The 21,739-nt window shown below is 68.3% G+C and carries 18 protein-coding genes; 5 read left to right on the top strand and 13 right to left on the bottom strand.

Going from position 1 to position 21,739, the window contains the following annotated elements; translation table 11 throughout:
• Positions 1 to 61 precede the first annotated feature (61 nt).
• The 10 genes from G8760_RS06525 to G8760_RS06480 form a co-directional block, all read right to left on the bottom strand.
• Positions 62 to 547 (bottom strand): hydrogenase maturation protease, encoded by a 486-nt coding sequence (locus G8760_RS06525; RefSeq protein WP_207782088.1) that lies wholly within the window; start codon positions 545 to 547, stop codon positions 62 to 64.
• Positions 544 to 1,842, bottom strand: coding sequence for a Ni/Fe hydrogenase subunit alpha (locus G8760_RS06520; RefSeq protein ID WP_166348629.1), 1,299 nt, complete (start codon positions 1,840 to 1,842; stop codon positions 544 to 546). The genes G8760_RS06525 and G8760_RS06520 overlap by 4 nt, the downstream gene beginning before the upstream one ends.
• A complete protein-coding gene (locus G8760_RS06515) occupies positions 1,839 to 2,621 on the bottom strand; it encodes an NADH-quinone oxidoreductase subunit B family protein (protein WP_166348626.1) in 783 nt (260 codons plus the stop codon). Before G8760_RS06515 ends, G8760_RS06520 begins: the two co-directional genes overlap by 4 nt.
• 4 nt (positions 2,622 to 2,625) lie before the next feature.
• The gene (locus G8760_RS06510) at positions 2,626 to 3,447 is read right to left on the bottom strand and encodes an FAD/NAD(P)-binding protein (protein WP_207782087.1); all 822 of its coding nucleotides are present in this window, start codon (positions 3,445 to 3,447) and stop codon (positions 2,626 to 2,628) included.
• On the bottom strand, positions 3,444 to 4,649 hold the full coding sequence (locus G8760_RS06505; protein ID WP_207782086.1) for a 4Fe-4S dicluster domain-containing protein: 1,206 nt from the start codon (positions 4,647 to 4,649) through the stop codon (positions 3,444 to 3,446). Before G8760_RS06505 ends, G8760_RS06510 begins: the two co-directional genes overlap by 4 nt.
• Positions 4,650 to 4,952: 303 nt before the next feature.
• A complete protein-coding gene (gene hypE / locus G8760_RS06500) occupies positions 4,953 to 6,023 on the bottom strand; it encodes a hydrogenase expression/formation protein HypE (RefSeq protein WP_166348620.1) in 1,071 nt (356 codons plus the stop codon).
• Positions 6,020 to 7,108 carry a hydrogenase formation protein HypD gene (gene hypD, locus G8760_RS06495; RefSeq protein WP_166348617.1) on the bottom strand — a complete coding sequence of 363 codons (1,089 nt, stop codon included), beginning with the start codon at positions 7,106 to 7,108 and terminating at the stop codon, positions 6,020 to 6,022. Before hypD ends, hypE begins: the two co-directional genes overlap by 4 nt.
• Entirely contained in the window at positions 7,105 to 7,377 is a 273-nt protein-coding gene (locus G8760_RS06490; protein ID WP_166348614.1) for a HypC/HybG/HupF family hydrogenase formation chaperone, read from the bottom strand. Before G8760_RS06490 ends, hypD begins: the two co-directional genes overlap by 4 nt.
• A 4-nt stretch (positions 7,378 to 7,381) precedes the next feature.
• Positions 7,382 to 9,739, bottom strand: coding sequence for a carbamoyltransferase HypF (gene hypF, locus G8760_RS06485; RefSeq protein WP_166348611.1), 2,358 nt, complete (start codon positions 9,737 to 9,739; stop codon positions 7,382 to 7,384).
• On the bottom strand, positions 9,736 to 10,008 hold the full coding sequence (locus G8760_RS06480) for a DUF1876 domain-containing protein (RefSeq protein WP_166348608.1): 273 nt from the start codon (positions 10,006 to 10,008) through the stop codon (positions 9,736 to 9,738). The genes hypF and G8760_RS06480 overlap by 4 nt, the downstream gene beginning before the upstream one ends.
• Before the next feature lie 195 nt (positions 10,009 to 10,203).
• Between G8760_RS06480 and G8760_RS06475 the strand changes: the two genes are divergently transcribed.
• From G8760_RS06475 to G8760_RS06455, 5 genes are all read left to right on the top strand, one after another.
• Positions 10,204 to 10,893 (top strand): CBS domain-containing protein, encoded by a 690-nt coding sequence (locus G8760_RS06475; RefSeq protein ID WP_166348605.1) that lies wholly within the window; start codon positions 10,204 to 10,206, stop codon positions 10,891 to 10,893.
• A 51-nt stretch (positions 10,894 to 10,944) separates the two neighbouring features.
• A complete protein-coding gene (gene ppsA / locus G8760_RS06470) occupies positions 10,945 to 13,389 on the top strand; it encodes a phosphoenolpyruvate synthase (protein WP_166348602.1) in 2,445 nt (814 codons plus the stop codon).
• 32 nt (positions 13,390 to 13,421) lie between these two features.
• On the top strand, positions 13,422 to 14,327 hold the full coding sequence (locus G8760_RS06465) for a universal stress protein (RefSeq protein WP_166348599.1): 906 nt from the start codon (positions 13,422 to 13,424) through the stop codon (positions 14,325 to 14,327).
• 14 nt (positions 14,328 to 14,341) lie between these two features.
• A complete protein-coding gene (locus G8760_RS06460) occupies positions 14,342 to 15,151 on the top strand; it encodes an HAD family hydrolase (RefSeq protein ID WP_166348596.1) in 810 nt (269 codons plus the stop codon).
• An 87-nt stretch (positions 15,152 to 15,238) separates the two neighbouring features.
• Positions 15,239 to 16,936 (top strand): sensor histidine kinase, encoded by a 1,698-nt coding sequence (locus G8760_RS06455; RefSeq protein ID WP_166348593.1) that lies wholly within the window; start codon positions 15,239 to 15,241, stop codon positions 16,934 to 16,936.
• Positions 16,937 to 17,175: 239 nt separating this feature from the next.
• Here the strand turns inward: G8760_RS06455 and G8760_RS06450 are convergent, their stop codons facing one another.
• From G8760_RS06450 to G8760_RS06440, 3 genes are all read right to left on the bottom strand, one after another.
• The gene (locus tag G8760_RS06450; protein ID WP_246222456.1) at positions 17,176 to 17,868 is read right to left on the bottom strand and encodes a response regulator transcription factor; all 693 of its coding nucleotides are present in this window, start codon (positions 17,866 to 17,868) and stop codon (positions 17,176 to 17,178) included.
• A gap of 71 nt (positions 17,869 to 17,939) precedes the next feature.
• A complete protein-coding gene (locus G8760_RS06445) occupies positions 17,940 to 20,729 on the bottom strand; it encodes an HAD-IC family P-type ATPase (protein ID WP_166348587.1) in 2,790 nt (929 codons plus the stop codon).
• Positions 20,726 to 21,652, bottom strand: coding sequence for a universal stress protein (locus G8760_RS06440; protein ID WP_166348584.1), 927 nt, complete (start codon positions 21,650 to 21,652; stop codon positions 20,726 to 20,728). The genes G8760_RS06445 and G8760_RS06440 overlap by 4 nt, the downstream gene beginning before the upstream one ends.
• Positions 21,653 to 21,739: the final 87 nt, after the last annotated feature.

Here is a 21,739-nt window from a genome sequence, read left to right as displayed (position 1 = left end):
ACCGCCCGGTTGAGGGTTGTGCGGCGGGCGGCTGACCTACGCGGTCAGGTGACACACCCGGCTAGCCGGGTGCAGGGGTATACCGGGCCACCTCGTCGACGACCAGCTCGACGACGCGGTTCAGGCTGCGTGACACCGCGGCGGTGAGGCCCTGACCGACGCTGAAGGCAGCACCCTCGACGGCCAGGAGCACCAGCCGCCGCGGCATTCGATCGAGAGCGAGCGCAAGCTCGACCGCCTCGCCGAGGCCCAGACCGTGCGAGCTCGATCGTTGGCGCGGCGCGACGACCGGGCGATCGACGTCGACCCGATGCAGCCGTCCCGGCCTGGCTGGATCGTTGTGGACCGCGTCGATCACGACGGCGAGATCGGCGCCGGACCACAGCTCCAGGAGCCGTGTGGGCTCGCCATCGGTGATCGCCAGGGTGACGTTCGGCAGGGCGCGGCGGCGCAGGATCCGGACCGCCGCGGGGCCCGCGTCATCGTCGTGCCGATATGTGTTGCCCACGCCGATGATGACGACGGCGGGCCCGTCGGGCCTGGTCACGAGCGTTCTACCGTGAAGTCGAGGAAGTGGGCTGAGCAGGAGATGCATGGGTCGTAGTTGCGGATCGCCTGTTCACATTCCCACTGGAGCTGGTCGTCGGGTAGGGAGAGCCGGGTGCTGACGAATTCGGTGAGGTCGTGCTCGATGCTCGCTTGGTTCTGCGACGTCGGAGGAACGATCTTGGCCGAGGTGACCAGGCCCGCGGCGTCGAGCTCGTAGCGGTGGTATAACACGCCGCGTGGTGCCTCGGTGATGCCGTAGCCGACACCGGCGTGTGGCGGCACCTCGATCGCGGCCGGCGCGGGCGGCTGGTACCCGTCGATCAGGCGGAGCGCCTCGTCGATGGCATAGACGACCTCGACCGCGCGGACGATGATGCCGCGGAACGGGTTGCGTTCCTGCTCGCCAAGGCCAGCGTCATGGGCCACCTCCCGAGCCATCGGCGACAGCGACGCGGAGTTCAGCGTGTACCGCGCAGCCGGTCCAACAAGGTAGTGATCCCGGTTCACGAGGTGCGCATGGAGTGCGGTGGAGTGTGGAACCTGTTCCTCGACGACGTGATCCTCGAAGGCGGAAGCCGGGAACGCCAACCCGCCGGTGGAGATCAGCGACCCGGACTCGATCGGATAGCGGCCCGGTGTCGTCATGGCCAGCATCTCGTGGTCGTGGTGGAAGTCGGGAAAGTCGAACCCGGCCACCCACTGGACCGTCTCGATGGCGGCATCACGGGCCTGGAGCAGGCGTTCGCCTAAGGGGCGCAGCTCGGCCGGTGCGGGCGCCCGAAAGAACCCGCCCACCTTCACGTTAATCGGATGGATGGCGCGGCCGCCGATGACCTCCATGATGTCGTTGCCGAGCTTCTTCAGCGCCAAGCCGCGTTCCACCAGATCACGATGATCGGCCGCCATCTCGATCGCGCTCTGATAGCCGAGGAAGTCTGGTGCGTGCAACAGATAGATGTGCAAGACGTGGCTCTCGATCCACTCGCCGCAATACAGCAGCCGGCGCAAGGCCTGGATCCGCTCGTCGACAGACACCTCGCAGGCGTCCTCGATCGCTTGGCATGCGCTCATCTGGTAAGCGACGGGGCAGATGCCGCAGATGCGAGCGGTGATGTCCGGGGGTTCCAGGTAGGAACGCCCACGCAGCAGGGCCTCGAAGAAGCGGGGCGGCTCGTAGATCTCCAGCTGCACGTCGGCCACCTCGCCGTTGCGTACGCGTACGTGCATCGCTCCCTCGCCCTCGACCCGGCTCAACGCGCCGACGCGGAGCGAGCGATCGTTGCGGTGGGTCATCGAACACCTCCGGTAGCGTCGGCGAACGCGGGAGCAGCAGCGTTGAAGGTCCGGAAGACCCGCACGATGTCGTCCTCGGACATGCCCATGGCCCGCAGCCGGTCAGCCAGCGCCGCGACGTTGACAGCAGCGTCCGCCGGGCTGTCCACCGGTCCGAAACAGCCGAAGCAGCCTCGCCGGAAGGCTGGACAGATCGCCCCACATCCGGCTTGGGTCACTGGGCCGAGGCACGGGATACCGTCGGCGGCCATCACACAGGTGGCGCCGCGGGCCTTGCACTCGAAGCACACGCTGTGCCGAGGAATGTTCGGTTCGCGGCCGACCAGGAACGCCGTGCGCACCTCCAGGAGCTGATGCTTGTCGATCGGGCAGCCGCGCAGCTCGAAGTCCACGGGCACGTGAGCGGAGATCGGCGTAGACCGCGCCAATGTCCGGACGTGGTGAGGTGTGGCGTAGACGATGGAGCGGAACTCGGCGACGTCGGCGAAGTTGCGCAACGCTTGAATGCCGCCGGATGTCGCACAGGCGCCGATCACCACGAGCGTGCGGGAGACCTCGCGGATATGTCGGATGCGCTCCGCTTCGTCGGGTGTAGACACCGAACCTTCCACCAGCGAGATGTCATATGGGCCGGGCGACACGGCTCGTGACGCTTCAAGAAAGTGGGCGATCTCCACCTGCCCGGCCAGCCCCAGCAGCTCGTCCTCGCAATCGAGCAGGGTGAGCTGACACCCGTCACACGAGGTGAACTTCCATACGGCGAGTTTCGGGCGTGGCATGTCGTCACAACTCCTTGGTGGTCATCAAGGACAGGACTTGGTCGTAGGTGTTGACCGGACCGTCGCGGCAGAGCAGCAGTGGGCCGAGTTGACAATGCCCGCACAACCCCGCGCCGCAGCGCATGTTGCGCTCCAGCGAGACCTGCACCTGCTTGGCGGGCACTCCGCGGTCGAGCAACGCCTCGGCTGCGAAGCGCATCATCGCCTCCGGCCCGCACACATAGGCCACCGTGTGTTCCGGGTCGAGCGGGACGCGCTCCAACAACGTGGTGACGACACCAACGGACCCGCACCAGTCAGGCGACGGGTGATCGACGGTGGTCCAGACATCGAACCGTGGACGTGCGCTCAGAGTGCTCATCTGCCGGCCATAGAGCAGGTCTCTCGGCGTCCGCGCACCGATGAGCGTGATGACCCGGCGGAAGGACGAAGGCGCGGCCAGCGCGGCGTAGAGAACCGGTCGTAGCGGGGCCAGGCCGATCCCGCCGGCGATCACCACCAGGTCTCGCCCCATTCCGGCGGCTAGATCCCATCCCGTGCCGAACGGTCCGCGCACCCCGAGCACGTTTCCGGGGCGGGCGGTGGCCAAGGACGTCGTCACCGCGCCGACCGCGCGCAGTGTGTGCACCAACGATGTGTGTTCGTGCAGGTCGCCGCTGACGGAGACCGGCACCTCGCCGACGCCGAACGACGTCAGCATGGTGAACTGCCCTGGTGCCGGGGCAGCGATGGCGGCATCGATGGGCTCTAGCGTGAGCGTGGTGGTGTCGTAGGTCTCCTCGACGTTGTCGACGACCCGGTAGCGACGTGGCACGACATGGTTCACGGGGAGCCCTCCTCAGCCGCGCGCAGAGCGGCGACCTCAGCGGTGAGATCGATGCCCACCGGACACCAGGCGATACACCGGCCACACCCGACACAGCCCGACGAACCGAACTGGTCGTGCCACGTGCTCAGCTTGTGGGTGGCCCACTGGCGGTATCGGCTGGCCGTCGAGGTCCGGACGCTGCCACCGTGGATGTAGGAGAAGTCCAGATCGAAGCACGAGTCCCACCGGCGCCACCGTTCGGCGTGCTCACCGGTGAGGTCGGTGACGTCCTCGGTGGTGGTACAGAAGCAGGTGGGACACACCATGGTGCAGTTGCCGCAGGTCAGACAGCGGGAGGCGACGTCGTCCCAGTGTGTGGAGTTTCGGTTGCGCACCATCAGCTCGCGGAGTCCCGCGGTTTCCATGGTGCGTCCCATGTTGTTCGCGGCGTCCGCCACTGCCTGGGCGGAGCGTTCACGCGTAGCGGCGTCGGCACACTCATGGGGTAGGTCGCGGAGAAGGTCCGCATCTGCTTCGGTGCCGATCCGTACGGTGAAGTGGTGCCCGCCGTCGTCGTCGATCAGCTCGGTGAGTGCGAGGTCGAACCCGTCGTCGGCACCGGGGCCAGCGCCCATGGAGGTGCAGAAGCAGGTCTCGCCCGGTTCGGTGCACTCGACGGCGATGACGAGGATTCCGTCTCGGCGGGTCTGGTAGGCCGCGTCCGGATGGGCTCCGCCGGCTAGGACACGATCGAGGATGCCGATGGCGCGTAGATCGCATGGCCGCACTCCGAGGAACGCATATCGTGGCCGCTGCTCGGTGCTCATCCCGCTAGCCGGGTATGTCTCGGGTTCGGTGGACGCGCCAGTGCTCACCATCGAGCGTGGTGTGCCGGACGGCTCCGGCGCCGCGGACCCGTCGCGCGGCGCCGACCACAGCCGCTCGCGTGCGGGATGCAGGTACGTCTTCCACGACTGCGGCCCAGCCGCATGCCCGAAGGCGGCGCGGTCGTCCCGGGCGCGCAGCCGATACCGGCCGCCGTCCAGCCGTACGCCGGTACCGAACGGTAGCTCGTCGGCGCTGGTGAGTTCGGCGAGGACGATCGCGCCGTCGCGTACGGTGGGGCCGATCACGGTGAATCCTCGGCGCTGGAGGGTAGTCACCAGGATGCCGAGTGCCGAGACGTCGATCACCGAGGTCGTGGTGGTGTCGGGTGCCATGGGTGCACCCCCTTTCACCATCCACGCTCGTCGCTCGTGGCAATGGTGCCTAGGTCCGGAAGTCCCGGGGAACGGGGCCGCCCGGCCCTGCCGTCGGTGTTGGGGCGCGGTGGCGCGTGGCGATCAGATGCGTGTCCGGGCCTATCGGGTCGGGTAGCGCATCTGATCGTCTTCTGTCCGCGGCGTGAGATCTGTCCGGACGACGTCGCCATGCGCCGACCACCACCGTCGCCACAACGTGCGCACCTGATCGTCGCCACAAAGACGATCAGGTGCCGAAACGGAGATCAGGTGCACAACGGGTTAGCAGATGCGGGGGAGTTGCTCACCGACCAGCATGTCGACGATCCGCCGGGCACCGACGAGGGTGCGGGCGGTGACCCGTCCGGGATGTTCGGCAACCACCTCGCCGATCCGCACCGCCGCGGCGCCTTCGGGGCGGGCCCGCATGGCGACGAGGACGTCGTCGGCTGCGTCCGGTGCGACGAACGCGACCAGGCACCCCTCGTTGGCGACGTGCAGTGGATCCAAACCCAGCATCTCGCAGGCGGCCGCTACCGCCGGAGATACCGGGATCAACCCATCGTCGATCACTACGCCCACCTCGGCGGCCTGGGCGATCTCGTTCAGGGCGGACGCCAGCCCGCCCCTGGTCGGGTCCCGGAGGGTGTGGATCGCGGGACCCGCCGCGTCCACCATGGCCCGTACCAGCCGGTGCAGCGCTTGACTGTCCGAGGTCACATCCCCGTCGAAGCCCAGGCCCTCCCGTGCGCTCAGGACGGTGACGCCATGAGATCCGATGGGACCGGAGAGCATGATGACGTCTCCCGGGCGAGGCGCCGCCGCCGACAGCGCGGCCCCGGGCATTCGCCGGCCGATGCCGGTGGTCGTGATGAAGATCCCGTCGGCGGCTCCACGGTTGACCACCTTCGAGTCGCCGGTGACGACGGGCACCCCGGCCGCGCTGGCGGCTTGGCCGACCGAGCGGGCGACGCGCCGTAGATCGTCCAGCGGTAGCCCCTCCTCGATGATGAACGCCAGCGCCAGCGCCGCTGGGGCACCACCGCGCATCGCGACGTCGTTGATGGTGCCATGTACGGCTAACGTGCCGATGTCGCCGCCCGGGAAGAACAAGGGGTTGACGACGAACGAGTCGGTGCTGATCACCAGCTCCACGCCCCCGATGGGCAGCAGCGCCGCGTCCTCCAACGGCCCAGGTGGTGTCGCCCGGCCTAGCTCCGGAACGATGACCTCTCGGATCAGCGACGCCGATAGTTGCCCACCGGAGCCATGCCCGAGCAGCACCCGCTCGTCCTCGGCACGTGGCACCGGGCACACCGCCTGGGCCGGATCTACCGTCTCGTCGATGCTCATCGTGTCCTCCCAGCGCTGAAGAAGGCCGCGCAGGTGCCCTCGGTCGAGACCATCGGCGCACCCAGCGGGGTGCGGGGAGTACACCGGGTGCCATAGGCGGCGCAGTCGGTAGGCACCCGCGAGCCAGTAAGGATCGCGCCAGCGATGCACTCTGGGTGCTCGACGGCGTGAATTGCGCCGACCCCGAAGCGTCGCTCGGCGTCGTAGTCCGTGAATTCGGCGGCCAAGGCCAGCCCGCTCGTGGGAATGGCGCCGATGCCGCGCCACGTGCGGTCGGTGACGTGGAAGACGCGTTGGATGGCGTCCCGGGCGGCGGTGTTCCCGTCGCGATAGACGGCCCGGGCATATTGGTTCTCCACCTCGGCCCGGCCGGCTTCGAGCTGGCGGACCGCCATCAGGATCCCCTCGAGCAGGTCGAGCGGCTCGAAGCCGGTCACGACGATCGGCACGCGGTAGCGCTCGGCGATGGGCTCGTACTCCGTCCAGCCCATCACCGCGCAGACATGACCGGCGGCCAGGAATCCCTGGACCTCACAGTCGGGTGCGTCCAGGATGGCGGTGATCGCCGGTGGCACGAGCACGTGGCTGACCAGCATGCTGAAGTTGGGCAACTCCAGAGCCGCGGCATGAAGGACGGCCATCGCGTTCGCCGGGGCGGTGGTCTCGAACCCGACCGCGAAGAACACAACCTGCCGGTCTGGCCTGGCCGCGGCCAGCCGGACGGCGTCCATGGGGGAGTACACGACCCGGACGTCGGCGCCCCTGGCCTTCAACGCCAGCAGGTCGGTGCTGGTACCGGGGACGCGGAGCATGTCACCGAAGCTGACGAAGGTCACCTCCGGTCGGGCGGCGATGGCGAGGGCCTTGTCGATCAGTTCCAGCGGCGTCACGCAGACGGGACAGCCAGGCCCATGGATCATCCGGATACCGGCGGGGAGCAACTCGTCGATGCCCTGGCGGACCAGGGTATGTGTCTGACCACCACACACCTCCATGAGCGCCCACGGCGTGGTGGCGACCTGGGTCAACTGGTGCAGCAGCGTCCGGGCGACGGCCGGGTCACGGTACTCGTCGAGGTACTTCACGGGTGGCTCCGTGCCGGCAGCGGCTGGCCCAGCTCGCCTTCCACCGCGCCTTCCATGGCCCGCAGCACCTCGAGCGTGCGGGCCGCCTCCATCTCGTCCACCTGCGTGATGGCGAAGCCCACGTGCACGATGACGTAGTCACCGATACCCACCTCGGGCACGTAGGCCAGGCACACGTCCTTGTGGATGCCGCCGAAGTCGACGGTTCCCATGGCGAGCCCGTTCTCCTCGCCGACCGCCACGATCCGACCTGGTATGCCGAGACACATGAGGTCATGCACCTCCCATGCGGGCGGCGGCGATGGCCGCCTGCCCGTAGCTGACCCCGCCATCGTTGGCCGGCACGTGTTCATTCAGGTAGACGGTGAAACCCTGGTGCCGGAGCTGGTCGAGCAACACGCTGGCCAGCCGCCGGTTCTGCAACACCCCGCCGGACAGGCAGACCGCGCGCAGGCCGGTCGAGTGTCCGGCGTCGACGCACATGGCGACGGTCACCTCGACAATGGTGGTGTGGAACGCGGCAGCCAGATGGGCCCGTGGTGTTCGGTTCGCGACTCCGTCGAGGACCGCCGCGATGGTGGGGCCAGGGTCGTACACCAACAGCCCACCGGACCGGCTGAGCCGCCACGGCAGCGAGTCCGCGGTGATATCGCCGGCCACCGACTCAAGGGCCACCGCGGCCGCGCCTTCGTACGTGGCGTCGTCGCACAGTCCGAGCAGGCTGGAGACGGCATCGAACAGGCGTCCGGCGCTGGACGCCGGCGGGCAGTTGACGCCGCGCTCCACCATGCGCCGCACCGTGTCGACCTCGCGTCGAGGAAGCCGGTCGGTGAACGCCTGGACCGAACCCGGCTCGACGGCTACCCCGCCGAGCTTCTCCCCACCGAACAGATAGCCCAGCGCCATCCGGGCCGGGCGCCGGATGGCCGCCTCCCCGCCGGGCAACGGGGCCCGGGCGAAGCGGCCCACGCGCCGATAGCCGGTGAGGTCGGCCACCAGGAGCTCCCCGCCCCAGAACGTGCCGTCGTCGCCCCAGCCGAGGCCGTCGTAGGCGACGCCCAGGAACGGGCCGGTGACGCCGTGTTCGGCGGCGCACGAGGCGACGTGGGCGTGATGATGCTGGACGCCGATGCGACGGTGGGCCGGCCACCTCTGGGCGTACTGCGTCGACAGGTAGCCAGGATGAAGGTCGTGGGCAATCACGGTCGGCCGGATCGCGACGAGCCGGGAGAGGTGCGCCAGGGTGTCCTCGAAGGCGGCGAACGTGTCGTGGTCCGAGAGGTCGCCGACATGGGGGCTGAGTACCGCACGATCGCCGTCGGCCACGGTGAACGTGTGTTTCTGTTGGGCGCCGGTGGCCAGCAGGGGTTGTGGCGTCGGATGTGGCAGACGCATCGACGACGGTGCGTATCCGCGTGCGCGGCGGACCAGCGCTGGCCGTCCGGTGATGGTTCTCGTCACCGAGTCGTCGTACCGGGCTCGAATCTGCCGGTTGTGGGTCAGGAAGCCGTCTGCCAGCCCGCTGAGCCGAGCCAACGCGTCGGCATCGTCGATCGCGATCGGCTCGTCGCTGCGGTTGCCGCTGGTGACGACGAGTGGGCGGGCCAGCTCGTGCAGGAGTAGATGATGCACCGGGGTGTACGGCAGGAACACCCCGACCTGGTGGGTGCCGGGGTGCACACCAGGAGCCAGCGTGGTGGCTGACGCCGATGTCACGAGCACGATGGGCCGGGCAGTGGACACGAGCAGCTTCTCGTCGGCGGTGTCGAGGTGGGCGATCGATCGGGCGGAGGTGACGTCGCGGACCATCACGGCGAGTGGTTTCTCGGGCCGACCTTTACGTCCTCGCAAGGCCTGCACGGTGGCTGCTTGGGTGGCGTCGCATACCAGCTGATAGCCGCCCAACCCCTTGACGGCGACGATCGCGCCGTCGTCGATCGCGGCGGCCGCGGCCATCAGCGCGGCGTCACCGAGCACCCGGTCTCCGTGGTCGCCGATGGCCCACGTCAGCCGCGGGCCACACTTGGGGCACGCCACGGGCTCGGCATGGAACCGGCGGTCTGTCTCGTCGGTGTACTCCGCGGTGCATTCGGCGCAGAGCTCGAACGGAGCCATGGTGGTGCGGTCGCGATCGTAGGGCAGCTCGGTGATGATCGTCGCCCGCGGGCCGCAGGCCGTGCAGTTGACGAAGGGGTACCGGTAGCGGCGGTCGGATGGGTCGAACAACTCCCGCAGGCACGCGTCACACGTGGCGAGATCCGGTGGGAATTCGTGCGGTCCGGCCCGAGCGATGCTGCCCACGACGTGGAATCCGCGCCCCTGGAGCGTGGTCGCCGTCGCGTGGTCGAGGTGGGACACGTCGACCCGGCTGACCGCGGCGTTGGGAGGTGCGTCGGCGGTGAGCTGTCGGAGCAGCGTCGAGAGAGCCGCCGGGTTTCCAGCGGCTTCGATCACGACTAACCCCCCAGCGTTGTGTACCCAGCCGTCCAGGCCGAGCTCTCGTGCCAACCGCACCACGTGCGGCCGGAAGCCAACACCTTGGACCGAGCCGTAGACCTCGAAGCGCTGGCCTATCCGGCCCAGCCGGCCGGCCAGCTGGGCCGGATAGGCCACCGTGGCCCGTTCCCTCATCGCTTGAGGCTGACCGGTTCGTGTGTCGACGCTTCGACGTCTCCAGCCGCGATCCGCAGGAGTGTCTCACCGAGGGTGGCGAGCGCGCGGGCCGTGGCCAGCTCGTCGCCGATCTCCGGGACGTTGACGTCCTCCGGGTTGCAATGGGCGGCGCCGACGGCGCGAATGCTGGTTCCGGTGTGGGTGTCCAGCTGAGCTTCGGCTCGGGTGGTGCCGTCGTCGTGCTCACTGAGGAAGATCTGCACGGTCCAGCGTTTGGTAGTGGTCATGGCGCGGTCGTCCTTCCCGTGTTGTCGGCGCGGTTGGCGCCGGACGGGCCTTGACGACAACGACGCTACGGACTTGCCGGCACCGTTCACAGGGTCGATGGCCGGGCTTCGTGCGGGACCTTCGCCCCTGTCCGTCGAGTGGTGTGCCTGGACATGGTGGAGGTGGATCGTGCGGACACAACAGAAGGAGCCGGCATGAGACACGTGACGGTCGCCGACGTGATGACGACGTCTGTGATCACGGTTCTTGTCACCACCCCGTTCAAGGAGGTGGCGCGCCTGCTCCGGGACCACGGCATCAGTGCGCTGCCCGTGTTGGACGACGACGACGAGTTGGTGGGTCTGGTGTCCGAAGCCGACCTGTTACTCAAGCACGAGTATCGAGACCGGCGTCGCCGCGGGTCGTGGCTGTCCACGCCCCACCTGCACGAGGTGATGGTGAAGGTGGAGGGGGCGGTGGCAGGGGATCTCATGACGGGGCCACCGATCACCGTCGAGGCTGAGGCGAGCGTGAACATGGCCGCGCGGCTGATGACCGAACGTCACGTCAAACGGCTCCCCGTGGTCGACGACGCCGGTGTCCTCGTCGGGATCGTCAGCCGCGCGGACCTCCTGTCCGTGTTCCTGCGGCCGGACCGCGAGATCAAGGAAGAGATCATCGCTGAGGTCTTCCGCCGCGTGCTCCTGACCGAGCGGGGCGCGGTCCGGGTGGAGGTCACGAACGGCGTGGTCGTCCTCGACGGGGAGTTGGATCGAAAGAGCAGCGTCGACATCGCGGTTCGACTGACTCAGCAGGTGGACGGCGTCGTGGACGTCGTCGACCACCTCACGTACGTGTTCGACGACTCGGAGAGCCGGGTCGGCCGGGTCCTCCGGTCGATGTGAGAACAACCAGGAGGGCAGCGCGGTCGCGCGGTGCCTGAAGGAGGCAAGATCATGCCGGCACGAAAGGCACCGGTAAACGCTACGAAGGGCCGCCTCGTCGTCCGATTCGACGAGGTAGGAAGAGGTGACGTCAGCCACGTCGGCGGCAAGAACGCGTCGCTCGGGGAACTGACCCGAAACCTGGGAGCGGCAGGGGTGCGCGTCCCGGAGGGTTTTGCCGTCACCGCCGACGCCTACCGCCTGTTCATCGACGCGAACGGCCTGGGCGAGCGGATCGCGGCGGAACTCGACCGGCTCGATGCCGGCACGTCGTTGGCCGACGTGGGCGAGGCCATCAGAACGATGATCACCCGGGGGGTTATGCCCAAGTCGTTGGCGCGTGCGGTCCGGCTGGCCTACGCGAGCCTCGGGGTCGATATCGGACAGGCCGAGCCACCGGTGGCGGTGCGCAGCAGCGCCACCGCCGAGGATCTGCCGGAGGCCAGCTTCGCCGGGCAGCAGGAGAGCTTCCTCAACGTCCGAGGCGACGACGCGGTGCTGGCCGCGTGCCAGCGGTGCTTCGCATCCCTGTTCACCGATCGCGCCATCAGCTACCGGCGCGACATGGGCTTCTCGCACATGGACATCGCATTGTCGGTGGGGGTACAACGTATGGTCCGGGCGGACCTCGCCGGCGCGGGAACGGCATTCAGCCTAGACACCGAGACCGGCTTCCCCCGGGTGGTGCTGATCAACGCCGCCTGGGGACTCGGGGAATCGGTGGTCAGCGGCGCCGTCGATCCCGACGAGTATGTGACGTTCAAGCCGTTGCTCGACGACCTGCGGCTTCGGCCGATCGTGTCGAAGACGAAGGGGCGCAAGGAGCACAAGGTCGCCTACCGGTCCACCGGCGGAACCGCGTCGGTGACCACCAGCGTCGCCGAACGGTCGGCCTGGGTGCTCTCCGACGACGAAATCCTCCAGATCAGCCGGTGGGCGGTAGCCATCGAGGATCACTACGGCACACCGATCGACATGGAGTGGGCCAAGGACGGCGCTACGGGTGAGCTGTTCGTCGTCCAGGCTCGGCCAGAGACGGTGCAGTCCCGGACCACCGGCACCACGCTCCGCTCGTTCGAGCTGCTCGAGACCGGTGAGTCGATCGTCACCGGCTTGGCCATCGGTGACGCCGTGGGGTCCGGTCCGGTGGTCAAACTCGTCCACCCCACCGACCTCGACGAGTTCCCAGCCGGTGGGGTACTGGTGACAGGCATTACCGACCCGGACTGGGAGCCGATCATGAAGCGGGCGTCGGCTATCGTCACCGATCACGGCGGGCGGACCTCCCACGCGGCCATCGTCAGCCGCGAGCTGGGGGTTCCGGCGGTGGTGGGAACGGGCTCGGCGACGACGATCCTGAACGACGACGACGTCGTCACGGTGTCGTGTGCGGAGGGCGACCAAGGCAAGGTCTACCGTGGCCGGCTGCAGGTGCGCTGCCGAGACATCGATCTTGCCGGCATTCCCGAGACTCGGACGAGAGTGATGCTCAACGTCGCCGACCCGGCTGCGGCCTTCCGTTGGTGGCGCCTTCCAGCGGTGGGAGTCGGACTGTTGCGCATCGAGTTCTTGGTGGCCAGCGACATCAGGGTGCATCCGATGGCGCTGGCGCGTGCGGATCGACTCGCGCCCGACGTCCGGCGCCGGATCGAGCGGATGACCCGCGACTATTCGGACCCGGCCGAGTACTTCATCGATCGGCTGTCCACCGGCATCGCCCGGATCGCGGCCGCACACTGGCCGAACCCGGTGGTCGTGCGGATGAGCGATTTCAAGACCAACGAGTACGCCGCGCTGATCGGTGGGGAGTCGTTCGAGCCGAAAGAGGAGAACCCGATGATCGGCTGGCGCGGCGCGAGCCGGTACTACAGCCCGGGTTACCGGGACGGGTTCGCGCTCGAATGCCGGGCGATCCGGCGGGTCCGCAGCGAGATCGGGCTCGACAACGTCATCGTCATGATTCCGTTCTGCCGGACGCTAGCCGAGGCGGATGAGGTGTTGGCGGTGATGGCCGACGAGAGTGTGGCCAGAGGGGCGGACGGCTTGCGCGTCTACATGATGGCGGAGATTCCCTCCAACATCATCCTGGCCGCGGAGTTCGCGGAGCGATTCGATGGCTTCTCAGTAGGGAGCAACGACCTCACCCAGCTCACCCTGGGAGTGGATCGTGACTCCGACGTACTTGCCCGCCTATTCGACGAGAACGACGCGGCGGTCACGACGAGCATTCGGCGCTTGGTCGAGTCCGCGCATCATGCCGGGGTGCCGGTGGGCCTGTGCGGACAACGCCCAAGCGATGATCCGGCCTTTGCTCAAGTGCTGGTCGACGCGGGAATCGACTCCATCTCGGTGACACCGGACAGCCTGCTGAGTGTCATCCAGCACGTGGCGGCGGCGGAACGAATGAACGTCGACGATAGGTCGTTGGTCCTTGTTGATGGGACCGTCGGGCACTAAACCACGGCCCAGTTTGGTGGTGTTCTTGAGTCATGACTATCAGTCCCCAGAACCTGGAAGTGCCAGGTCTCGACGTAACCACGGTCGCTCCGATCGCGGTTGGCGTGGACGGCACTGAACCGTGTTTGGCCGCCGTGGAATGGGCGGCGGCCGAAGCCGTACGGGTGGGCGCCTCGTTGGAGCTCGTCCATGCGTATCCGGCAACTGTCATCGAGTACCCCGTGACGCCGGTCGGCCGGCAACGCGCCGAGATCGCGTTCGCGGCCGCCCGTGAGCGGCTGGCCGCAAGCCCGTACACAGGGGTCACGATGACGACGCGAGCGACCCAGGGGTCACCGTCGCGGATCCTCCTCCGGTCGGCCAAGGCTGCGCGCATGGTGGTGCTGGGCCGCACCCACACCGGACGGGTGTCCGGATTGCTCTCCACCTCCACAGCAGTGGCATGTGCCTCTGGCGCGAAGGTCCCAGTGACGGTGGTTCCGGCCAGTTGGTCTGGAGCAGGAGTCGGCGTCGGCGACGAACCCGTCGTGGTCGGAGTCGACGGATCGGAGCGCTGTCAGCCAGCGATCCGGCATGCCTTCGAGGTGGCGGCCGATCTGGGGGTTGGAGTCCAAGCGGTGCTGGCCCTCGACCTCCCCGCGGGATATCCGCAGGGGTGGCCCATCGGCAACGGAACCGGCTTCCTGCGCGAGGACGGCCGCCGCAGTCTGCAAGAGGTGCTCGAATCGCCGCGGCTGAGCTACCCCGATGTCAAGGTCGACGCTGTGGTCGACGAACGCTCGCCGGCCGACGCGCTGATGGACTACGGACGGACCGGCAACCGCATCGTCATCGGAGGCCGAGGCCACGGTCTGGTGACCGGAGCGCTGCTCGGATCGGTCGCGCGCACCATCCTGCGGCGGGCACCGTCGCCGGTGACCGTGGTGCATTCGCCGTAGGGAGGAAACGGATCATGTCGCACGAAACAGTCGTGGATCTGGACCGGGTCGATGCGGTCCTGTTCGACGTCGACGGGGTGGTCACCGACAGCGCCGTCTTGCACGCTCGGGCCTGGAAGGCGACGTTCGACGACTTCCTGCGGCGCCGGGCCCGAGAGGTCGGTGCGGAAGCCGCGCCCTTCAACACCACGGCCGACTACGCCCGTTTCGTCGGCGGCCGGTCCAGACGCGAAGGCCTACGTGCGTTCCTCGCCTCGCGCGGCTTCCAGCTGGCCGATCAGAACGGACCGAGCGGCGCCGACGCGGACACGTTGTGGTCGCTGGCGGAGCGGAAAGACGCCTGGTTCAGGGCCGCCGTCGAAGACGGACGTATCACGGCATTTCCGGACGCGGTGGCGCTGTTGCACCAGCTGCGCCAGCACGGGGTCGCCACCGCGGCGGTCTCCGCGGCCAGGAACAGCTCGTGGGTGCTGGCCAAGGCCGGCGTGAGCGGGCTGTTCGACCTGAGCGTGGACGCGACCGTCCTGGACCGGCGGTCGCTACCCGGCAAGCCGGAGCCGGCGGTCTACGTCGAAGCCGCGCATGGTCTGGGAGTCGCGCCGTGGCGGGCGGTAGTGATCGACGACTCCCTCGCCGGAGTGGAGGCGGGCGCCCGCGGTGGCTTCGCGGTGGTGATCGGCGTCGACCGGGCCGGTATCCTGGCCACCGATCTGCGCCGGCGTGGGGCATCCGTCGTGGTTTCTACCCTGCGTGAACTCGCGTTGGCCGGTGAACGGCGGCGGGTGTCTCCGGTGCGATCATGGAACATGCCGCGAGCGTCCTGATCTACCCCCACCCTTTGGGTGGATCATGGTGGGCCGGCCCGGGGAGTATCGTATGTCGGTAAGTTTCCCGGCACGTGGGTGGTGGAGATGGAAGAAGCGGGCCAGCTCCTGCCAAAGCTGCCGTTGGACGAGTTGCTGACCGAGGTGCAGGCCCGGATCCAGGCCGTGGTAGCGGCGCGGGACGGTGTGCACTCGCTGCTTGAGGCCGTGGTGTCCATCGGCCGCGACCTCGACCTCGAGACGGTGCTGAGGCGGATCGTCGAGGCCGCGACCGAACTGGTCGACTGCCGGTATGGAGCGCTCGGGGTCATCGGAGACGACGGTCAGCTGGCGCAGTTCATCCCGGTGGGTCTCACCGAGGACGAGATAGCGCGCATCGCCGAGTGGCCGCACGGCCGTGGCCTGCTCGGCTTGCTGATCAAGGAGCCGCAGGCGTTACGGCTACCCGAGATATCGGCGCACCCAGAGTCCTACGGGTTCCCGGATGGGCACCCGCCGATGCATAACTTCCTGGGGGTGCCGATCAGAGTCCGGGACGAGGTGTTCGGCAACCTCTACCTGACCGAGAAGAACGGCGATCGCGACTTCGACGAACAAGACGAGGTCATCGTCGCGGGGTTGGCCAGCGCTGCGGGTATCGCCATCGAGAACGCCAGGTTGTACGACGAGACCCGTCGCCGTGAGACCTGGCTCGACGCATCCGCCGAAGTCACACAGGTGTTGTTGTCCGGTTCGGAGCTGACAGACGCGCTCCAGCTCGTGGTGTCCCGGGCCAAAGACATGGCGTCGGCCGATACCGCGGCCGTCGTGGTCCCGGTTGGCGACGTCGACCTGATGACGGTGCTCGCCGCGGCCGGTCGAGACGCGGACAACCTCACGACGCTCGAATTCTCGGCTACCGGGACCTTGTCCGGGGCCGTGTTGGCCAGCGGCGAAGCCCGCATGGTGCCGGCGCTGAGGTCGTCGGCCGAGGCGTCCCCGCTGCTCGATCGGCTGCCCGCCGGGCCGGCGCTGATAGTGCCGCTGGGAACCCAGGAACGCGCCCGTGGCGTGCTCGTCCTCGCGAAGCGGCGAGGTGCCTCACCGTTCGTCGCCTCGACGATGCGGATGCTGACCGCTTTCGCCAACCAGGCCGCGGTGGTCTTGGAACTAGCCGATGCCCGCCGAGAGAGCGAGCGGCACGGGCTCGTCGACGATCGCGAGCGGATCGCCCGTGACCTACACGACGTGGTGGTGCAGCGGTTGTTCGCCAGCGCGATGACGCTGACCGCCGCGGTCCGGCTGATCGACCGGCCCGAGGTCGCCGAGCGGGTTCAACGCACCGTCGACGACCTCGACGCCACCATCAGACAGATCCGGTCCACCATCTTCGCCTTGCAGTCGACCCATGACACCGCGCCCACCACGCTGCGAGGTCGGATCGTCACCATCATCGAGTCGGCGACCGAACAACTCGGCTTCGCCCCTGCCTTGCAGATGAACGGCCTCGTCGATTCGGGCATCCCGGAGGAGATCGGCCAGCATCTCGTCGCCGTCTTGCAAGAAGCCATGTCCAACGTCGTCCGCCACGCACGCGCCTCGGCCGTCACCGTGACCGTGGCGGTCTCCGGCGGGCAGGCTCGCGTGTCGGTAGTGGACGATGGGGTGGGGATTCCGGCCGATGGCCGCCGCAGCGGTCTGGCCAACCTCGCCGAACGGGCCGAACGCCTCGGCGGCAGCTTCGAGATCGCACCGCGGGCAACCGCTGGAACCTCGCTGGTCTGGCAGGTCCCCGTCAAGCGCTGAGCCAGATTTTCACCGAGGCGATCGGATGCATGGTGGTGGCGACGGCCAGTGTCGGGGTTCGGGGGTGCGCATCTGATCTTTCCTCTGTATGGGCCTACTGGCTCAGAATTGCGGATGGGCCGCCTCGGACGCCGTCTATCCGCAATTCTGAGCCAGCAGGCCCCAACGATGGTTCCGGAACCCTGCTGATCTGGCAGGCGCTCGTCAAGCGCTGAGCCGCAGTGGGTGGCCGCAGCCGCTTAGGGTTCCCGATCGTTGCGCGCCGACTCGGCCTTGAGCTGCGCGGAGAGCGCCGCGGCCTGCGTACGCCGGCTCATGTCCAGCTTGGCGAGCAGGTTGGACACGTAGTTCTTGACCGTCTTCTCGGCCAGGAACATACGCTCACCGATCTGCCGGTTGGTGAGGCCCTCGCCGATGAGGTCGAGGATCTTGCGCTCCTGATCGGACAGCGCCGCCAGCGGGTCGGTCTGTGCTGCCTTGGTGCGCAGCCGTTCCAGCATCCGGGTGGTGCTCTCCGGGTCCAGCAGCGACTTGCCGTCGGCCAGCGCCCGCACCGCGCCGACCAAGTCGGTGCCGTGGATCTGCTTGAGCACGTAGCCCGACGCTCCAGCCATCACCGCGTCGAACAGGGCTTCGTCGTCGGCGTACGAGGTCAACATGAGGCAGGCCAGGGCCGGCAGGCGGGACCGCACCTCGCGGCAGACGCTGACGCCGTCGCCGTCGGGCAACCGAACGTCGAGGATGGCGACATCCGGCTTGAGTGCGGGAATACGGGCGATAGCCTGCTCCGCGGTGCCCGCCTCACCGATGACGGTGATGTCGGGTTCGATCTCGAGCAGGGACGCGACACCGCGGCGCACTACCTCGTGGTCGTCGAGCAAGAAGACCTTGATGACGCGTTCGGCGCTGGGCGGTGTGCTGGAATCGCTCACGTTAACGACCGTACTGTGCGCCAGCGTCGAGCGCCAGGCCAGGTGGTCATGGGTAGGCGTCGCTGCATCGTTCATCGGACCTCCGGCAGAGGGGATCGAGTAAGGATTCGACGGACGGTTTTCTCCGTACCGACCACCATGTAGGCGACGACGGCGACGGCCAGGGCGCGTCCCCAGGCATCGGCGCCGATCGGGGCGCTGTGGAACAACCCGTTCATCCATGGCAGATAGGTGAAGGCCATCTGAAGTGCCAGCATGGATGCGATGCCGACGCCGATCCACGGATTGCTGAACACCCCCACCCGCACGAACGACCGCTCAAGCGACCGGCAACTCAGCAGGTAGGCGGCCTGGACGAGCATGAACACGTTGACCGCGACGGTGCGCGCCTCATCGATCGAGGCCCCGCGGTCGAGTTCGAGGTGGAACAGCCAGAAGGCGCCGATCAGCATCACCACTGAGACCAACACGATCCGGCCGACGAGATCGCCGGTGAGCAGGGGGCGCGACGGAGGGATCGGTGCCCGCCGCATGATGCCGGGTTCCAGCGGCTCGAAAGCCAGCACCAGCCCGAGAGCCACCGCCGTGATCATGTTCACCCAGAGGATCTGGACCGGAAGGATCGGCAGCTGGGTGGCGAGCACGATGGCGGCGAGCACGACCAGTCCCTGTCCCATGCTGGTGGGCAGGGTGAAGGTGATGAATTTGCGCAGGTTGTCGAAGACCCCGCGCCCTTCCTCGACGGCCGCCTCGATCGAGGCGAAGTCGTCGTCGGTGAGTACCATGTCGGCGGCCTCTTTGGCCACCTCCGTCCCGCCCAGGCCCATGGCGACGCCGATGTCCGCGCGACGCAGCGCCGGGGCGTCGTTCACCCCGTCGCCGGTCATGGCGACGACGTGTCCGCACCGCTGCATGCTCTCCACCAAACGCAGCTTCTGCTCCGGAGTGACCCGGGCGAACACCGTGGTGCGCTCGACGAGGTGGTCCAGCTCGCCCGGCGGGCAGTCGTGCAGCTCGCGCCCCGTGACGATGGACGGCGGGCCGCCTTCGTGGGCGGTCAGACCGAACCGCTCGGCGATGGCCCGGGCGGTCGCGGCGTGATCCCCGGTGATCATCTTGACCTCGATGCCGGCGCGCTGACAGGTAGCTACCGCGTCGATCGCGTCCGGCCGTGGTGGATCGAACATCGCTTGCAGGCCGAGCACGGTCACCCGGGCGTTCACCAGGGTGCTGTCGGGAGATTCGCCATCCGAGAACCTGGGTTCCGAGCCCGGCAGCTCGACGCGGGCGAACGCGAGAACCCGTAGCGCGGACGCCGCGAGCTGGTCGGTGTGCCGATGGATGGCATCGGCGTCGACCGGGACGAGGTGGCCGGACGCATCGAGTTGGTCGTCGGCGATGGCCAGCACCCGTTCCACCGCACCCTTGAGGTAGGTCACGGTGCCACCGTCCGGACTACGGTGGGTAGTGATCATGTAGCCGCGAGCCGAGTCGAAGGGTACGGCGCCCAGGCGCGGATATCGCTGCCGGAGGTCGGCGTAGTCGAGACCTGCCTTCGTGGCCACCACCAGCAACGCTGCCTCGGTGGGGTCGCCGGCGACGCTCCAGTGGCCATCTATGGACTCCAAGCGGGCGTCGTTGCACAGAGCGCCGGCCAGCAGACACTCCGCGAGGACGGGATGGCGTTCCAGGCTGACCTGGGCGACGTCGTCCGGCCCAGCGCCACCGTCCACGGTCAACGCGCCGGTTGGGTGATACCCGGTACCGGAGATCGAATACGTGACGCCCCCGGCGACGACGGTGGTGACCGTCATCTCGTTGGCGGTGAGCGTACCGGTCTTGTCGGTGCCGATGACCGTCGTGCTGCCCAGCGTCTCAACCGCCGGGAGCTTGCGGATGATCGCCCGTCGTCGGGCCATGCGGGCGACGCCGATGGCGAGCGTAATGGTCACCACGGCCGGCAGGCCCTCAGGGATCGCCCCCACGGCCAGGGCGACCGCCGCGGTCAACATGTACCCGGCGTCTTCCCCTCGGGCCAAGCCGAGCGCAAACGTCAGCGCGGCAAGGACCAGAATCGCGGCGGTGAGGACGCGGCTGAATCGGCCGATCTTGCGCGTCAGCGGCGTCTGTAGGCTCTTGGCCTCACCAACCAACCGATGGATCGTGCCGATCTCCGTGGCGGCACCGGTAGCCACCACGACTCCGCGGCCTCGACCATGGCTGACCAGGCTGCTGGAATAGGCCATGTTGGTCCGGTCGGCCAGAGCGGTGTCCGCGGGTAGATGCACCGGTTCCTTACGCACGGGCACCGACTCGCCGGTGAGAGCCGACTCGTCGATGCCCAACTCACTGGTGGCGGCCAGCCGAATGTCGGCAGGCACCTTGTCGCCGGTCTCCAGCACCACGACGTCGCCCGGGACGATCCGTTCCGACGGGATCCGGAAGCGGCGGCCTGCGCGAACTACCGTCGCTTCCGTCCGGACCATGGCGACCAAGGCGTCGAGGGCACGCTCGGCCCGGGACTCTTGCAGATAGCCGATGGCGGCGTTGAGCAGCACCACCCCGAGGATGACACCGGCATCGACCACTTCGCCGATCGCCGTAGTGGCCGCGGCAGCGGCGAGCAGCACGTAGATCAGCGGATGATGGAACTGGAGAAGCAGCCGGGTGAGTGGCCCCCGCCGGTCGAGCCGAGGGAGCACGTTCGGACCGAGCCGGTGCAGGCGCTCGCGGGCGGTGTTGTCGTCGAGGCCACGCTCGTGGTCGGTCTCGAACAGCAGGAAGACCTCATGGGCCGGCAACGCGTGGTGGCGCCGCTCCGGTGCCGGCTCCAGCGCCGGAGCAGACGCCGGGGCGGTCATGGTGTGTCGGGGTCGGCGACGTCGTGGACGACGGCCACCGGTCCGTGGACACGATGCAGAAGGCGCTGACTGACCGAACCGAGGAGCATGCCGCGCAACGGTCCACGTCCGCGCGAGCCGACCACCACCAACGCGGCGTCCTCGCTCATCCGCCCCAGCACCTCGGCGGCGTCGCCGAGCACGACCTGGGTCTTCACGGTCACCGTGTCCGGCACGACATGCTGGTTGCGGTCCATGAACGCCTGCAGCCGCTCTTCAGCGGTCTCATGGCCGTAGGTTGCGGACGTGCCGGTGATGTTGGCGCCCTCGATCGGCATGGCCACCATCGGCAGCCAATAGGTGTGGACTACCTCGACGGTGGTGCCCCGGCGTTCGGCCTCGGCCACGGCGAACCTGAAGGCGGCGTCGCTCTCATCTCCGTCGACACCAACAACCACGGACCCGCCGCGTCGGTACTCAGCGTGTTCGACCGGGACGACGATGGTCGGGCAGTCGGCCCGGCTGGCCACCCGGGTGCTCACGGAGCCGAGGAAGGCCGACCCGACGGTGCCCAGGCCGCGGCTACCGAGCACAACGAGGTCGGCCTCCTTTGCCGCGGCCAGCAGGGCCATGACCGGAGGCTGAACGACCAGTTCGGTGGTCACCTGCACGTCGTCGGGTTCGGCGTCAGCGTCGGTTCCGGCGTCAGCCGCGCCGCGCCGCACCATCGTTGCAGCGACGTCCAGCAGGTTCGCCCCGTAGCTCTTGAGTTCCTCCGTTGGTGGAAGCACGGCAGTGCCACCGAATGGCACGGCGGTCACGGGTGTGTGTACGGCGTAGAGGATCGCGAGCGTGTCGCCCCGAAGCCGGGCCTCCTCGGCGGCCCAGAACAGTGCTGCTTCGCTGTCGCGGGAGCCGTCGACCCCTACCACTATGCGTCCCATGGTGATTCCTTCCTGCGTGAACGGAGCCAAGATGACTCCGTGGCGCCACCTGTTGGGCGCCTACTTCGTTCCTACCCGGGAACCGGC

It is taken from the genome of Phytoactinopolyspora limicola (genome assembly GCF_011320225.1).
GTDB lineage: Bacteria > Actinomycetota > Actinomycetes > Jiangellales > Jiangellaceae > Phytoactinopolyspora > Phytoactinopolyspora limicola.
This window is presented reverse-complemented; position numbering and strand designations above follow the sequence as displayed.

Excerpts from the sequence above, each read along its gene's own strand:
- G8760_RS06480 (WP_166348608.1), bottom strand. The coding sequence starts at position 10,008 with ATGACCACTACCAAACGCTGGACCGTGCAGATCTTCCTCAGTGAGCAC.
- G8760_RS06445 (WP_166348587.1), bottom strand. The coding sequence starts at position 20,729 with ATGACCGCCCCGGCGTCTGCTCCGGCGCTGGAGCCGGCACCGGAGCGG.
- G8760_RS06505 (WP_207782086.1), bottom strand. The coding sequence starts at position 4,649 with ATGGCACCCGACACCACCACGACCTCGGTGATCGACGTCTCGGCACTC.
- hypF (WP_166348611.1), bottom strand. The coding sequence starts at position 9,739 with ATGAGGGAACGGGCCACGGTGGCCTATCCGGCCCAGCTGGCCGGCCGG.
- G8760_RS06475 (WP_166348605.1), top strand. The coding sequence starts at position 10,204 with ATGAGACACGTGACGGTCGCCGACGTGATGACGACGTCTGTGATCACG.
- G8760_RS06515 (WP_166348626.1), bottom strand. The coding sequence starts at position 2,621 with ATGCCACGCCCGAAACTCGCCGTATGGAAGTTCACCTCGTGTGACGGG.
- G8760_RS06440 (WP_166348584.1), bottom strand. The coding sequence starts at position 21,652 with ATGGGACGCATAGTGGTAGGGGTCGACGGCTCCCGCGACAGCGAAGCA.
- G8760_RS06455 (WP_166348593.1), top strand. The coding sequence starts at position 15,239 with ATGGAAGAAGCGGGCCAGCTCCTGCCAAAGCTGCCGTTGGACGAGTTG.
- ppsA (WP_166348602.1), top strand. The coding sequence starts at position 10,945 with ATGCCGGCACGAAAGGCACCGGTAAACGCTACGAAGGGCCGCCTCGTC.
- G8760_RS06465 (WP_166348599.1), top strand. The coding sequence starts at position 13,422 with ATGACTATCAGTCCCCAGAACCTGGAAGTGCCAGGTCTCGACGTAACC.
- G8760_RS06520 (WP_166348629.1), bottom strand. The coding sequence starts at position 1,842 with ATGACCCACCGCAACGATCGCTCGCTCCGCGTCGGCGCGTTGAGCCGG.
- G8760_RS06460 (WP_166348596.1), top strand. The coding sequence starts at position 14,342 with ATGTCGCACGAAACAGTCGTGGATCTGGACCGGGTCGATGCGGTCCTG.
- G8760_RS06490 (WP_166348614.1), bottom strand. The coding sequence starts at position 7,377 with ATGTGTCTCGGCATACCAGGTCGGATCGTGGCGGTCGGCGAGGAGAAC.
- hypE (WP_166348620.1), bottom strand. The coding sequence starts at position 6,023 with ATGAGCATCGACGAGACGGTAGATCCGGCCCAGGCGGTGTGCCCGGTG.